The organism is Prochlorococcus sp. MIT 1300 (assembly GCF_034092375.1).
Lineage (GTDB): Bacteria > Cyanobacteriota > Cyanobacteriia > PCC-6307 > Cyanobiaceae > MIT-1300.
Map to the genome: position 1 here is coordinate 1,307,688 of NZ_CP139302.1, position 13,564 is coordinate 1,321,251.

Consider the following 13,564-nt stretch of genomic DNA (forward strand, 5'->3'; position numbering starts at 1 on the left):
GGTCTTACTCTGTTCCTAATGAGAATTCTCCTTGCTATCGCCCATTTTTGGGATCCTAACGGTGATGGTAAGCATCAGTCGTTGAGGCCCAATCCTTTTCCTCGCCTTGAGGCCTTAAAGCATCAGTTGTTGTGCTTAAGACGACAGGGCGAGCATCAGTCACAACTTCATGTGGCTGACCGAATGGTATATCCAGCCAACCAGGCCTTGCGCCATGAAATCGATATATGTTTGGTTACGGATGGGGAGCACACAGTTATTGAGCAATTAGAACCGCTTTATCGCGGACTATTTGAAGAAGTTGTTACAGAACCTCCTGTCGGCTTGGAACTTGGTTTTGAGGCTCAAGCATACTTAGGGTCTCAAGTTGATAAAAAATATGATTTTTACGGGTACATGGAAGATGATTTGTTGATACATGATCCTCTTTTTTTTCAAAAATTAGTTTGGTTTCAGAATTTCATGGGTCAAGAAGCACTCCTACTGCCTCAGCGGGTAGAGCTTGCTCAAGGCCCACATTTCGTTGATCGCTTTTATATTGATGGGCCGTTACCTGAGGATCACGTCAAGCCATTAGTAGATCTTGACGGCCCTTTAGTGATGGTTGCTGCTCCAGGAGGCGATGTACCATTTGAACCGCCTAGGAATCCGCACGCAGGTTGTTTCTTCTTAAGTCATTCTCAGTTGCGTCATTGGATGGAGCAACCACATTGGTTGGATCGAGATAGTAGCTTTATTTCCCCGTTAGAAAGTGCTGCAACATTAGGCATTTCGAGAAGCTTTAATTTATATAAGCCTTCATTAAGCCATGCAAGTTGGTTAGAAATTCAGCATTGGGGAACTAGTTTTCATAGTTTGATCGCTGCACCTCAGCCAGAAGTTGAAGAGGAATTGGAAGATGTAATAGAACCTGAAGGTGAGGTTGGTCAAGACTCACTGGCAGAGCTTCATGCAACCTGAATTCAATAGAGTGCAATTCATTTGGGGTTGCCTTCCGGAAAGGCAGTTTGAGAGTTATTGGTTGAGTCAGATTCTTTTCCCTTTAAATATAACCTCTATTCAGGCATCCTCTGGCTTGAACCCTGAGGAATTGCTCCCGCATGTACCAAAAGTTCTAATTGAATCAGGCTTGCTTTTTTTAGAGCGTCAGGTGGCTATTTCTCGGTTGGAACGATTGCAAATAGAACGATCTCAGAGAATTGACTTGCTTGTTCAGAATGGTCCTTTTATTGTTCTCCATATTAGTGATGAAGAGGGTTTTGACGGGGACACACTCTATACAATGCTTCCTAAAGATGTACCCGTATGGAGAAATTTTCCTTATCCGAGATTTGCTCAAACTGACCAAATTTCTAGTTTTCCTATAGGCCCTAGGCGAGAATTTTTTGGCTTTCAACCTTTCGTATTAGCAGCAGATCGAATGTATCCATGGACATTTATGGGGACTTTGTGGATGTCCGGCAGTCGAACACGTGCCGTTTCGTTATTTTTGCGATCTTTACCTAATGGTCAATATTTTGGGGGGAAACAATTTGGCATTGGGTTGCCATTAGATATTTACAAGCGATATTTGATGTCAAGTGTTTTTGCTCTTTGTCCAGAGGGAGACCGTCATTTAGATACTTTTAGACTCTATGAAAGTTTGCAGATGGGTTGCATTCCTTTAGTGGTCGATCGTTTTGAGCAGGCCAAGTCCATTCTTGGTGATAGTTTCCCTATTGAGTTCTTTGAAGACTGGGAAGATGCATTGAGTTTTGCGATGCTTGCTTTGGAATCTCCTGTTCGCATTAACGAAATGCAGAAAATGTGTCAGTCATGGTGGATTAATTTTAAGGCTGATTTATCTATTCAGATTAAACACAGTTTATTTAGAGAATAGTTTGGATGAGATATATCCCCTAATTATTATTTTCGCTTTTATTTTTGTTTAATTTTCTTTGGCTTACCAAATTGTTCCCTATCTAGCTATTAGAGTTTTGTATAGTCCCAAGGCTTTAAAAACCTTCTTCTTACCCTTTCATTAGTCGTGCGTATATTGATAATTCATCAGAATTTTCCTGGGCAGTTTAGGCAGTTAGCCCCATATCTGCAGCAATGTGGTCACGAGGTTGTCGCGATTTGTGCTCATGAACGTTCTACGGGGATTAATTGCCGAACTCTTCGTTATAAAGAGCCTTCTAAGCATGACGGTCTACCCCTGAGTTCTGAGCTTGCACATGATTCTTTTCAACGCGCTTCAGAGGTTGCCAAGCTTTGTGGTCAATTAGATGCAGAGGGATGGCGCCCTGAGCGAATTTGTGCCCACTCAGGCTGGGGGGAAACTCTTGCGATTCGAGAAGTTTGGGATGATGTGCCGCAAATCCTTTGGCCTGAGCTTTGGGTTTCTCCTGAACATGGCGGTCATGGCTTCGACCCCCAAAAGGCTCCGCCTGGATTGGAATTACGATTAGATCAGGTTGGGCGAAATAGTCTTACAAGGGCAGCATTGGATCAAGCAGTTTCCTGGGTTTTGCCAACGCAGCATCAAGCTAATAGCTTTCCTAATGAGTTTAGAGACTCAAGGATGCATGTGATTCATGAGGGCATTGATACGAAGTTAGCTTGTCCGAATCCAGATATTAATTTTACAGTTAGAGGTATTCAGATAAATAGAAGTATTCCAACAATTACATTTATAAATAGAAGTTTAGAGCGTTTAAGAGGGTTTGATACATTCATGAGATCTTTACCTGCCATTCAGCGATCATATCCAAAAGTCAGGATATTAATTGTTGGTGATGATCAAAAAGGTTATGGCACTTTGCATGAAACTGGACGACCATTGAGAGAGGTCATGCTTGAAGAACTTGCGGGTAAGATTGATTTGGAAAGAATACATTTTCTAGGTCGCATTCCATATTTGCAATTCCTTGCAATTCTTCAGGCAAGTTGGGTGCACATCTATCTTAGTTATCCATTCGTTTTGGGTTGGAGTTGCTTAGAGGCAATGTCTTGTGGTTGTTGTATTGTAGGGAGTAAAAATATGCCTGTTGAAGAGGTAATTCATAACGGCATTGAGGGATTATTAGTCCCAATTACATCACCTGATGACGTTGCCCGTGCGGTCATAAAAATGCTTGGTGACGCACGGATTAGAGATGAATTAGGGCGTAATGCAAGGAAAAATGTTCTGAACTTGGATCAGTCAATACTTCTTCCTAAAACGTTAGAACTAATACAAAATAGCTTTTAGGAGGAGTTAATTTCACCAGATACAAATTCTGTTACCGTAACCCTGAGGACTTGTTTTTGGTTTCCAGTAAGAGTTTAAATAATCTCTGCCTAGACCTAACTTTAAGAAAGGATTGAGTGTAGTTCCAATATCAATAAAACTAAGCCAAGGAAAATGTTTAAATCCTTCGTGGATTAATATCTTGGCTGCAGCAGAAGCTCCTATTAAGACAAGACTACCAGGCTTTGCTAATGAGCATTCATGAAGGAATTTTTCTCGAAATGGATCAATTTTTTGCAAAACTCCATTAGGGACTGGAACCCATTTAACTGAAGGACATGTTGAAAATAGTGTGATATCTGCATGCTCGTTAATCGCTATTAAAACGTCTCTATCAAGTATTAAAGGTAATGATGTTTCTATAAAGCCTTTATAGTTGTGATTGACTAATAAGTTTGCCCAGGATTGAATAGAGTTAGTTTCTCTTCTTATTTGCGCTACCTTATTTGGGTCACAACAACATGGACAAGGCAAACCAATAATATAATTCTTCATTCTACATTTTAAAGCATTGTGTAGACCCTTAGCAATTTGATGATCAGTATTTGGATTAAATGTTTTATGGTCCCAAGATGCAAATTTCTGCAGATTAACTTTTTTCCCAGCTATTTTTGCACCATCTGCAGCTAAATCAATTCCTAAACCATCCATCATAAATAATTCTCCGTCAGATATCCTATTGAATGCAAAAGGAACTTTCAGTTCAATAAGGCGATTAAGTTCACGCAAGTGAGCTTGAAAATTTTTATATTCAAACTTTTCTTTTATATCTGGCACTCTGGGTTTGCTATATGCTAAAACAATAGCATAACAAAAAGATTGATGTCTTATTTCAGTGATGTCGAATTGAAAGGATTTGGATTTAAAAGCTTAGGGAATGATGTGCGTATTAGCACTAAGGCAAGTGTTTATGACTGTAGCAAGATAAGCATTGAGGATCATGTTCGAATTGATGATTTCTGCCTTTTGTCAGGGGCTCTAAAGATTGGTCGCTTTACACATCTAGCACCTTATTGCATGCTTGCAGGAGGATTGAAAGGTATTTGTATAGGGTCATATGTAACCTTGGCTTATGGGGTAAAGATCTTTAGTGAAACGGATGATTATTCAGGTGCTTCCGCGGTTGGATCTTTAATGCCAGAAAATTTAAAGAAGGTTAGAAGAAAAACCACTGAAATAGGTTCTATTTCTTTGCTTGGAACCAATTCTATTGTTTTGCCAGGTTGTCACCTAGGAGAGGGAGTTGCTTTAGGAGCAGCCACAGTAGTGACAAAGGAGTTAGATCCATGGTGGATTTATATTGGATCCCCAGCAAAAGCTTATAAACCTAGGGAGCAAAAGGTAAAGAAATTAGTTAGAGAAATAATTGAGGCAAAATAGTAATGATTCCTTTTAATAAGCCTTACTTATCTGGAAATGAACTTGAATATATTAGAAAAGCTGCCACATTGGGTCAATTATCTGGTGATGGGCATTTCACCAAACTTTCTAAAAAATGGTTAGATGATTACTACAGTCCAGCAAAAACTTTATTAACACACTCTTGCACAGGAGCACTAGAAATAGCTGCTTTGCTTTTGGAACTTGAGCCAGGCGATGAAATTATTTTACCTTCGTATACTTTTGTTAGCTCTGCAAATGCTTTTGTTTTACGTGGAGCCACCCCTGTTTTTGTAGATGTTGATCCAGTTAATTTCTGTATAGATGTCCATCAAGTTAGGAAAGCTATTACAAGTAAAACGAAGGCAATTCTTTGTGTTCATTATGCAGGTTTATCATGTGATATGACTACATTAGTGAATCTATCAAAAGAATTTTCTATACCTTTAATTGAAGATGCGGCTCAGGCTTTTGGTTCTACCTATAAAGGTAGAAAATTAGGGACATTTGGAGATTTAGCAACATTTAGTTTTCATGAAACTAAGAATATTATTTCAGGAGAAGGTGGTTGCTTATTAGTAAATAATCAAAAGTATTATAATAGAGCAGAGATAATTCGAGAGAAAGGCACTAATCGATCTAGTTTTTTTAGAGGTCAGACTGACAAGTATACTTGGATTGATTTAGGCTCTAGTTTTTTGCCTGGTGAACTGATTTCTGCTTTTTTACTTGCACAACTTGAGTCCAGCTCTCAAATCCTTAATATGAGACTAAATTTATGGAATTCTTATTATAAAATGCTTCAATCTCTTCAGGAGAAAGATAAAATCAAATTACCCTTTATTTCGGGTGAAATATCACATAATGCACATATGTTTTTTGTGTTGTGTTCGAATTTAATTGAACGACAAGCATTGATAAAATATTTGCGAGACCAGGGCATTCAGGCTGTATTTCATTATGTCCCTTTACACTCCTCGCCAGCAGGTCAAAGATTTGGCAGAATCTCTGGCAAATTGCAAAATACAATAAAAGCCTCTGACTGTCTTCTTAGACTTCCTTTATTCCCTAACTTAAGCTCTGAGCAAGTACTTTATATATGTTCTGCAATCGAGTCTTTTTATACATGCATTTAAATTAGGGGTTTTTAATCAGTTTGAAGCCACGTTGAATAAGCCTTCGAAAAGGTTGATCCATCATAGAACCTTTTCCTGAAATAGATATAGCTTCTGAGCCAGAGCCTTCCTCTAGAGCTTGAATGCTTCCCCACAGAGCTTTGTCATTAAGAGGATGTGGTGGAACCATTGTTGGTATTCCTTTTTGCTGCAATGCATATGAAAAGTGCATATCTTCACCACAAAAATCTATACCTGCAACATCTTCTTTGTAACGCCAATATGTTTTCAACCAGTTGGTTTTAAAAAACCAACTATGTCCTACTATATCCACTTGCTTAGCGTTCTCAATTGGAAGCGGCCACCCATAACGAATATGATCCATATAGGATGTAGAAGACTGGTAGATAAGTCCAACAGTTCCATATAAAGCTTCTACTTTGGACATTTCCCAACAACAGTTTTCTATCCATCTGTTACCTGGAACTGTATCATCATCAAAAACTACTGTGTATTCAGTAAGGTTGTTTAGAGAGTAAGAAAATCTTGCCCATACCCCTAAATTCTCATCTGAAATAACAAATTTAGCAAGTGGCATCCTCCGCTTAATCTTTTCAATCTCATTTTTATCCTTATAACTATTGACCCAAATAATTATCTTTGAAATAGGGTAACTTTGCTGAAGTAATGCATCATAGATTTTCACTGCACATTCAGGTCTCCTATACAGATTAATGACCGCCGTGACTTTATGCTTCCACAAAACACTAGATGACAAATGAGCCATGCCACCTGAACCGCCTAATGTAACTGACGAATCCATGACCTTTAGCTCCTTCTCTACCTTTTTCTCGTTTTCGTCGAATAAAATATGATCACCAATAGAAATTACAATATTCCATGGCATTAATGAATATAAATGTGCAGCAATTAAATCCCGCTCATCTTTTTCTATAATAGGATCTATAATTATAAATGATCTTTGTGAGGTCTTTAAATCTTGTACCAATCTATTTTTACCTAGGCTTATGAATTGGCTAATTGAATCTTTGTTTAGGATTCTATGAAACTTAAACTTATCAATATTATCCATACTTAAGGTACCTATCTGATCTAGTAACATCAGATCCCAAATTGGATTAGATACTTTAATCTTTGCCTCCTTAGAGATGAATGCAATATTTACTTTAAATTTAGTTTTATACTGATTAATAGTCTTTATTAGTCCACCGCAGTCGTAGAGAAGAGAAGAAACACCACTAGCTGAGAATAACTGACTTTTACCCTCTACTAATTGATAAGCGTCTTTAAGACTCACTAGATGATAGTGAGTCTTATTAAATGCATGCCAGAAATCAGGAGAATTTTGGTAGTCAGGGTAGCGGTCATCTAATTGGTTCTCGGAATATAAATTTCCCTCGGTTATTAAACATCCTTCACCTAGTAAGCTATTAGAAGAAAGCTCTTCTAATTTCTGCTGAATAGAATAGATGTTTTTTTCCACGTACCCTCTATACTTGTATAGGTGTATGCTTTGAATTCCAACATTCTGATTTCATGATTCTATAATATAAATTATTTCTTGTAAAGAGCTTACTCTTTTGCAAGGCGCTAAGTCTCATATCATCGTATTTTTCCCAATTGCTGAGCACTTCCCCAATCTTTTTTTCCATATCCTCCATTGATTCAAAATATATGAAATCTTTACCTTCTTCATAGAAGTCTTCAACCAGATTCCAATTATCTTTTTCAACTAGATTCAATGTTCCTAGAGCGGCCGCCTCATTAAATCGCGATTTAAACTGAGGTACATAACCATTATTTAAATCATTAAATGCCTGATTCTCTTCCCATCGAGGCCTCCGTTTAATATTTTCAATGGCCTCAGTACCAACGGGATAAGAATTAAAGCATATGGAGATTTTACAGTTACTTATTACTTTATATTTATCTACCGGTGATAAGTTTATGTTCGTCGCCATCGGCAACGCTAACCCTGTTAATTGATTTATACCCTTGGTCATTGTTATGTATCTGTAGTTAAACTGTTTGAATATTTCTAGCATATGGAGATATTTAACGTTATGAATTCCACCATGATATATGACATCATAATCCTTTTTAGCTAATGGATTTACTCCATTAGGAATAGAAACAGGATAGAAAATATATTTATAACGATTACTTCCTTCTAGTTTATTCATCCAATGACAACTAAAAGGGCAGATACCATATATTTCGTCAAAGACACCATTAGCATCATGTATAAAATTATCACTACTATACTCTGTAGGCATAGTCACATTTAAGTACTTAATTTTTCTAAAGCAAGACCTGACCTTTGCTTTGCTTAGCCCTTTTTCTAAAATACGATATCCATAGAAAAGTACCTCTTCACAATATTCTTGGTTGTCTTTTGCAAACTCCTCTAAGTCCAAGTCATATAAATTTGTTCCAGGTATCTCTGAATTTAAATAACTGATTACTTTCATAGATACACACCTCGTGCATTTGGATTTATTCCATACTTGATGAATATTTCATCCAGCTCTTTCTTGTATTCTGATATGTTCCATTTGCCACCTACTATTGCTGTACAGATATGTGGAGTAATTGAAGAATCATAATGATACATACCTCGCTTTTCTTCATTATCATAAAACAACAAGCCTTGAAATCCCATATCTCTACAGATTTGACTTCCCAAAACCTCCTGCTGCAACCCCCCTTTTCTAGCTATTTCAGAATCTATGCTCATAGAGTAGATATCTAAGAGCCTAGCTCTGTTCCAAATTGAGACCTGTTGTGTAAAAAGAGTATCAGAGTCTGACTCTATTTCAAATAAATACTTATGATTGGTTGCCCTAATTTTTTCAGGTCCTCTGACTAGCTTTACAAAATCCCATTTGTTATTATCATCCCTAATTAAATTATGGATATAATTAAATTCATTTTTTCTTGGTACCCCAGATGGAATACAGTCCTCATTCGCTATTAAAACAGTCTCTTCCTTTATTTTTTTAAGGCAAAATAAGTACTGCAGGTTGTACGATAACTCTTGAGGGTATATTAGATAATTCAAGTGTACGCCCCATTTTTCTTTTATCTCAACCAAGGCTTTACTCTCCTTGCTTGTTAAAAGATAGATTCTGTCAAACAATCTATCCCAAGCAAACCTTTTGAGTTCGCCAAAGAAAGGCTCCCAAACATCCTCTGAACTACTGTGACTATTCACTATTAAAGCAATACTCATCTCATCACACAAAAGCAATCAAATTCTAGAGATAGAAACTAGGAATGTCCACTTGCTTCTCTTGCTAATTTAATATCAGTTATTAGTCTATAGCCTTTAGCTTTTGTATTCAATTTACTTTGACCTTTGTCTTCATATGTGCTAAAATTACAAAAAAAGTTAAATGAAAATAGCTTGCCGTATATGTGGCTCGCATAATCTTGAGCCTTGTATTGATCTAGGTGACCAGCCCTGGTGTAATAACTTTCTTACATCAGAACAAATAGGCACAGAGCCTTCCTATCCTTTAAGAGTTGTTTATTGCCATGATTGCCATACTTCACAGCTTGATTTTACTGTTAAAAAGGAAATCATGTTTGGAGATCATACCTATCTATCAGGTGTCACCAAGTCTTTGTCAAATCATTTCCTATCAATAGCCAAAATTACCCTTGATAATTTTTTTGAAGGTAGCAATAGATCTTTAATAAACGTTTTAGATATTGGGTCAAATGATGGTACACAGCTGAAGCATTATAAAAACTCTGGTTGTAATGTTTTAGGTGTTGAGTCTTCAAAAACCACAGCGACCATCGCCTCTCAAGCAGGAATCAATACCCTAAATGAGTTTTTTAATGAGCAAGTAGCATTGAGAATATCTGAAAAGCAAAATATTATCAATGCTTCAGGTGTTTTCTTCCATCTTGAAGAACTTCATTCTGTGACTAGAGGTATCAAACACTTGCTTGATAAGGATGGAGTATTTGTAGTTCAGTTTTTATATATGAAATCTATTGTAGAAAATAATGCATTTGATCAAATTTACCATGAACACCTACTTTATTACACTTTATCTACAATTACAAAACTATTGTCAATACATGAGCTTTCTATAGAAGATGCGTTTTTAGCCCCAATTCATGGAGGCTCAATGATATGTTTTGTTAGGCATACAGATCGATGTAAGCCTACTAAACGATATAAAGAGCTTTTAGCGCAGGAGGAAATTAGTCAAATCAATACCTTTTCATCATATTTATCTTTTTCCAGACGTATTGAAGAATTTAAGATTCGTGATATGGATTACCTCTATCAAGCCAAAAAGTTAGGCAAAACCATTTATGGTTTCGGCGCACCAGTTAAAGGCAATACTCTTTTAAATTACTTTGGCATAGGTAAGGATGTTTTAGATTATTTAGTGGAAAAAAATGAATTAAGGGATGGACTATTTAGTCCAGGCATGCATATACCTATAAAACTTGAAAAGGATTTAACCCAACTTCCAGATATATATTATGTTTTAGCATGGAATTTTCGCGACGAGATATTAGCCAATAATCAAGAATTGATTGATAATGGAGTAGAGTTTTATTTCCCAGTCAATCCAGCTTGAACCATGAGGGTATTCGTAACTGGTTCGAGAGGCTTCTTGGGTCGTCATCTAGTACCTTTTTTACAAAGTCAAGCTATTGAGGTTGATAATCCATCGCGTAAAGAACTGGATCTTATGGATTTTGACGCTTTACAGTCTTATTCGCAGAAAAAATATGATCGTATATATCACCTTGCTGCATGGACACAGGCTGGAGATTTTTGTTTACGTTACCCTGGTGATCAGTGGGTTAATAATCAAATCCTGAACACAAATGTACTTAAATGGTGGTCAGAGTTACAACCTCAGGCAAGACTAATTTTTATGGGCACTAGTTGCTCATATTCTCCTGAACTTCCTCTTGTAGAATCCAACTATATGAAAGGTCAACCAATAGATAGCCTCTATACTTATGCAATGACCAAAAGAATGCTTTTAGTAGGTGCTCAGTCCTTAAGTAAGCAGTATGATCTAACTTATAATTGTTTTATACCATCAACTCTATATGGAGGAAACTACCATTCTGATGGACGACAAATGCATTTTATATTTGATTTAATTCGAAAGATTGTATCAGCATCAAAAACTGGATCCAAAGCTGTTCTATGGGGAGATGGGAATCAGAGGAGGGAACTTGTTCACGTCAAGGATTTCGTGAGCATTATGGAGTTTCTTATACCCAAGTTAAATAATGATCTTATAAACATAGGAGCTGGTATAGACTATTCAATAAAAGAATTTGCAAATACCATATGTGAGTTGACAAAAACTACTACTAAGGTTGTTGAATATGACAAAACCAAATATGTTGGAGCAAAATCCAAATGTTTAAATATCGACAAGTTGCAATACATTTACCCACAGTTGGAGTATCTTCCATTGCGCACAGGCCTTAACGACTCAATAGCCTGGTACCTCACTACTCAGGACTAAGATTTTGTTGGTTGTTACAAAAACGCCTCTGAGAATAAGCTTTTTAGGAGGAGGTACAGATTATAAGTCTTATTTTCATCGAAAACCAGGTGCAGTTCTTGGCATGTCAATTGATAAGTATATATTTATTGCTTCAGTAGATATGGATGGAATACAAGACTATAGATACCGCGTCTCATATTCCAAGATTGAACAAGTAAATTCCAAAGAACAAATTGAACATCCTGTTATCAAAGCAGTTTTAAGTGAACGTTCTATTAACGAGAATCTTGATATAAGCATTATTTCCGATATGCCAGCCAATTCTGGATTGGGCAGCTCCTCAGCGTTTACTGTAGGCCTCTTGCGTATGCTTAATGCAAGATATGAGGTAAGAGCTACTAAGTTAGATCTAGCCTTAGAGGCTATTTATGTAGAGAAAGAACTGCTTAATGAGAATGTAGGTATTCAAGACCAGCTACACTGTTCATTTGGTGGTATAAATAGGTTCGATTTCTTTCAAGATGATATTAAGGTTTCTCCTGTTGTTATGAGAGGAGAATGTCAGTCAACATTACTTGATTCCCTATTCCTTGTTTATACAGGTATTAAGCGACATGCTTCACAAGTTCTAGATAATCAAATCCAGAAAACAATAGATGGATCAAATGATAAATACCTTGAGGAGATGTACAAAATGGTAGCTGAAGGCTCCGAAATTCTTTCAAATCCTGATCCTACTTCTCTTCTTGTCGATTTTGCTAATCTACTTTCCAAAGGTTGGCATTTAAAGAAGCAACTCAGCAAATCCATCAGTGACCCACAAATAGATCAACTCTATGAAAGATGTCTTTCTGCTGGAGCTTTAGGAGCAAAACTATGTGGAGCTGGTGCTGGTGGTTTTTTACTTTGTATAGTGCCAGAGCAAAATCGACTGAACTTTCTTTCTGATTTAGCTGACACCTCAGTAGTGAAGATATCTATGGATACTGAAGGTTCACAAGTCATGTTAAGAGGTTAATGAAACCCACATATTTGTCTGATAAAGGAGTGCATATCCTTAACTATTCTTCTGAGGTCAAGACTAGACCCACACACAAGGCATTATTTTTAGATAGAGATGGTGTGATAATCGAAGATTGCCACTATATTTCCAGATCAGAGGATGTATGTCTTATTAACGGAGTTAGCCAACTTATTCTGCGAGCACAAGAGCTTAACTACGCAGTAATAGTTGTTACTAATCAGGCTGGAATTGGCAAGGGAATATTTTCTTGGAATGATTATCTAGAAGTTAATAATAGGATGATGCACCTCTTGGAGAAAAATATTCACATTCAACCAATTCATCTCGTTTTAGCCTGTCCCTTTCACCCTGAAGCAAATCAGAAGTGTTTTTCTCATCCCAATCATCCAATGAGAAAGCCCAACCCAGGGATGTCCTTATTAGCTTCAGAAATATTGAATCTTGATTTACAACAATCTATTATAATAGGTGATAAAGAGTGTGATATTCAAGCGGGAATTAGAGCGAGGATGAAACTAGCAGTTCACGTTTTGACAGGCCATGGAGCTGAACATCGAAATAAGGTTACTCAACTTAACTCTGATTCTACTAAGATAGAATTAGTAAGTTCTATAGGAGATCCTATGGTGCTCAATTGGCTAGAACTTTAGAAAACCTATGATGATTAACCATTATCTAGAGTATTTAACTGGTTTTCAAGAGGCTTTGACTCTTATGAAAACGAAAGAATATTCTGGATCAATCATTGAAGTAGCAGAACTCATAATAGACACTGTTAAGGAACGTAGGCCCATACTCATTTGCGGCAACGGGGGGTCTGCAGCAGACGCAAGTCACATAGCAGCCGAACTTGTATGCCGTTTTGAGAGTAATCGTGAACCCCTGAAGGCTATTTCATTAACCACTGACACCTCATTACTTACAGCAATAGGAAATGACTTAGGTTATGAGAGAGTTTTCAGTAGGCAGGTTGAGGCTCTTGGAGAGGCAGGTGGTTTATTGTGGGTGATTTCGACAAGTGGGAAATCTCCCAATATTAAGTTAGCTATAAAGGCTGCTAAGGCTATAGGTATGAAGGTTTTACTTATGACAGGTAATAATGTTCCTCTAGAATTAGAATGCGATTACGTAATAAATGCACCTTCCCAACGAACAGCATATATTCAGGAATTACATAGACTTGTTTATCATTTTATTTGCTTAGAGGTCGAGAGGAGCCTCCCTATCAGCTAAGATCTATTTACTTGAGAAAAAT

The 13,564-nt window shown here is 37.0% G+C and carries 14 protein-coding genes; 10 read left to right on the forward strand and 4 right to left on the reverse strand.

The features are described from left to right. The first annotated feature begins 18 nt into the window (after positions 1–18). The 3 genes from SOI83_RS06790 to SOI83_RS06800 all read left to right on the forward strand — a co-directional run bounded on the left by SOI83_RS06790 (position 19) and on the right by SOI83_RS06800 (position 3,232). Positions 19–960: a hypothetical protein gene (locus SOI83_RS06790; protein ID WP_320675942.1), complete on the forward strand. Its 942-nt coding sequence runs from the start codon at positions 19–21 to the stop codon at positions 958–960. Between the two features lie 10 nt (positions 961–970). Then, positions 971–1,879 carry a hypothetical protein gene (locus tag SOI83_RS06795; RefSeq protein ID WP_320675943.1) on the forward strand — a complete coding sequence of 303 codons (909 nt, stop codon included), beginning with the start codon at positions 971–973 and terminating at the stop codon, positions 1,877–1,879. 147 nt (positions 1,880–2,026) lie between these two features. Then, positions 2,027–3,232, forward strand: a complete 1,206-nt coding sequence (locus SOI83_RS06800) for a glycosyltransferase (RefSeq protein ID WP_320675944.1) — start codon at positions 2,027–2,029, stop codon at positions 3,230–3,232. 12 nt (positions 3,233–3,244) lie between these two features. Here the strand turns inward: SOI83_RS06800 and SOI83_RS06805 are convergent, their stop codons facing one another. Next, complete coding sequence (locus tag SOI83_RS06805; protein ID WP_320675945.1) at positions 3,245–4,048, reverse strand: hypothetical protein; 804 nt, start codon at positions 4,046–4,048, stop codon at positions 3,245–3,247. 45 nt (positions 4,049–4,093) lie between these two features. Between SOI83_RS06805 and SOI83_RS06810 the strand changes: the two genes are divergently transcribed. Together SOI83_RS06810 and rffA are read left to right on the forward strand one after the other, a co-directional pair. Continuing rightward, on the forward strand, positions 4,094–4,651 hold the full coding sequence (locus SOI83_RS06810; RefSeq protein WP_320675946.1) for a hypothetical protein: 558 nt from the start codon (positions 4,094–4,096) through the stop codon (positions 4,649–4,651). Positions 4,652–4,653: 2 nt separating this feature from the next. Beyond that, positions 4,654–5,787 (forward strand): dTDP-4-amino-4,6-dideoxygalactose transaminase, encoded by a 1,134-nt coding sequence (gene rffA / locus SOI83_RS06815; RefSeq protein WP_320675947.1) that lies wholly within the window; start codon positions 4,654–4,656, stop codon positions 5,785–5,787. A gap of 1 nt (position 5,788) precedes the next feature. Here rffA and SOI83_RS06820 read toward each other — a convergent pair whose 3' ends face one another. The 3 genes from SOI83_RS06820 to SOI83_RS06830 are packed head-to-tail and all read right to left on the reverse strand — an operon-like array spanning position 5,789 to position 9,019. Further along, on the reverse strand, positions 5,789–7,270 hold the full coding sequence (locus SOI83_RS06820; RefSeq protein WP_320675948.1) for a hypothetical protein: 1,482 nt from the start codon (positions 7,268–7,270) through the stop codon (positions 5,789–5,791). Between the two features lie 7 nt (positions 7,271–7,277). Further along, positions 7,278–8,258 carry a glycosyltransferase gene (locus SOI83_RS06825; protein WP_320675949.1) on the reverse strand — a complete coding sequence of 327 codons (981 nt, stop codon included), beginning with the start codon at positions 8,256–8,258 and terminating at the stop codon, positions 7,278–7,280. Beyond that, positions 8,255–9,019 (reverse strand): hypothetical protein, encoded by a 765-nt coding sequence (locus tag SOI83_RS06830; protein WP_320675950.1) that lies wholly within the window; start codon positions 9,017–9,019, stop codon positions 8,255–8,257. The genes SOI83_RS06825 and SOI83_RS06830 overlap by 4 nt, the downstream gene beginning before the upstream one ends. 163 nt (positions 9,020–9,182) lie before the next feature. Between SOI83_RS06830 and SOI83_RS06835 the strand changes: the two genes are divergently transcribed. The 5 genes from SOI83_RS06835 to SOI83_RS06855 are packed head-to-tail and all read left to right on the forward strand — an operon-like array spanning position 9,183 to position 13,542. Beyond that, on the forward strand, positions 9,183–10,391 hold the full coding sequence (locus tag SOI83_RS06835) for a class I SAM-dependent methyltransferase (protein WP_320675951.1): 1,209 nt from the start codon (positions 9,183–9,185) through the stop codon (positions 10,389–10,391). A 3-nt stretch (positions 10,392–10,394) separates the two neighbouring features. Beyond that, positions 10,395–11,303, forward strand: a complete 909-nt coding sequence (locus SOI83_RS06840; protein WP_320675952.1) for an NAD-dependent epimerase/dehydratase family protein — start codon at positions 10,395–10,397, stop codon at positions 11,301–11,303. A 4-nt stretch (positions 11,304–11,307) separates the two neighbouring features. Next, a complete protein-coding gene (locus SOI83_RS06845) occupies positions 11,308–12,303 on the forward strand; it encodes a GHMP kinase (RefSeq protein ID WP_320675953.1) in 996 nt (331 codons plus the stop codon). Then, the gene (locus tag SOI83_RS06850) at positions 12,303–12,959 is read left to right on the forward strand and encodes an HAD-IIIA family hydrolase (RefSeq protein WP_320675954.1); all 657 of its coding nucleotides are present in this window, start codon (positions 12,303–12,305) and stop codon (positions 12,957–12,959) included. The genes SOI83_RS06845 and SOI83_RS06850 overlap by 1 nt, the downstream gene beginning before the upstream one ends. A 7-nt stretch (positions 12,960–12,966) precedes the next feature. Next, positions 12,967–13,542 carry an SIS domain-containing protein gene (locus SOI83_RS06855; RefSeq protein ID WP_320675955.1) on the forward strand — a complete coding sequence of 192 codons (576 nt, stop codon included), beginning with the start codon at positions 12,967–12,969 and terminating at the stop codon, positions 13,540–13,542. Positions 13,543–13,564: the final 22 nt, after the last annotated feature.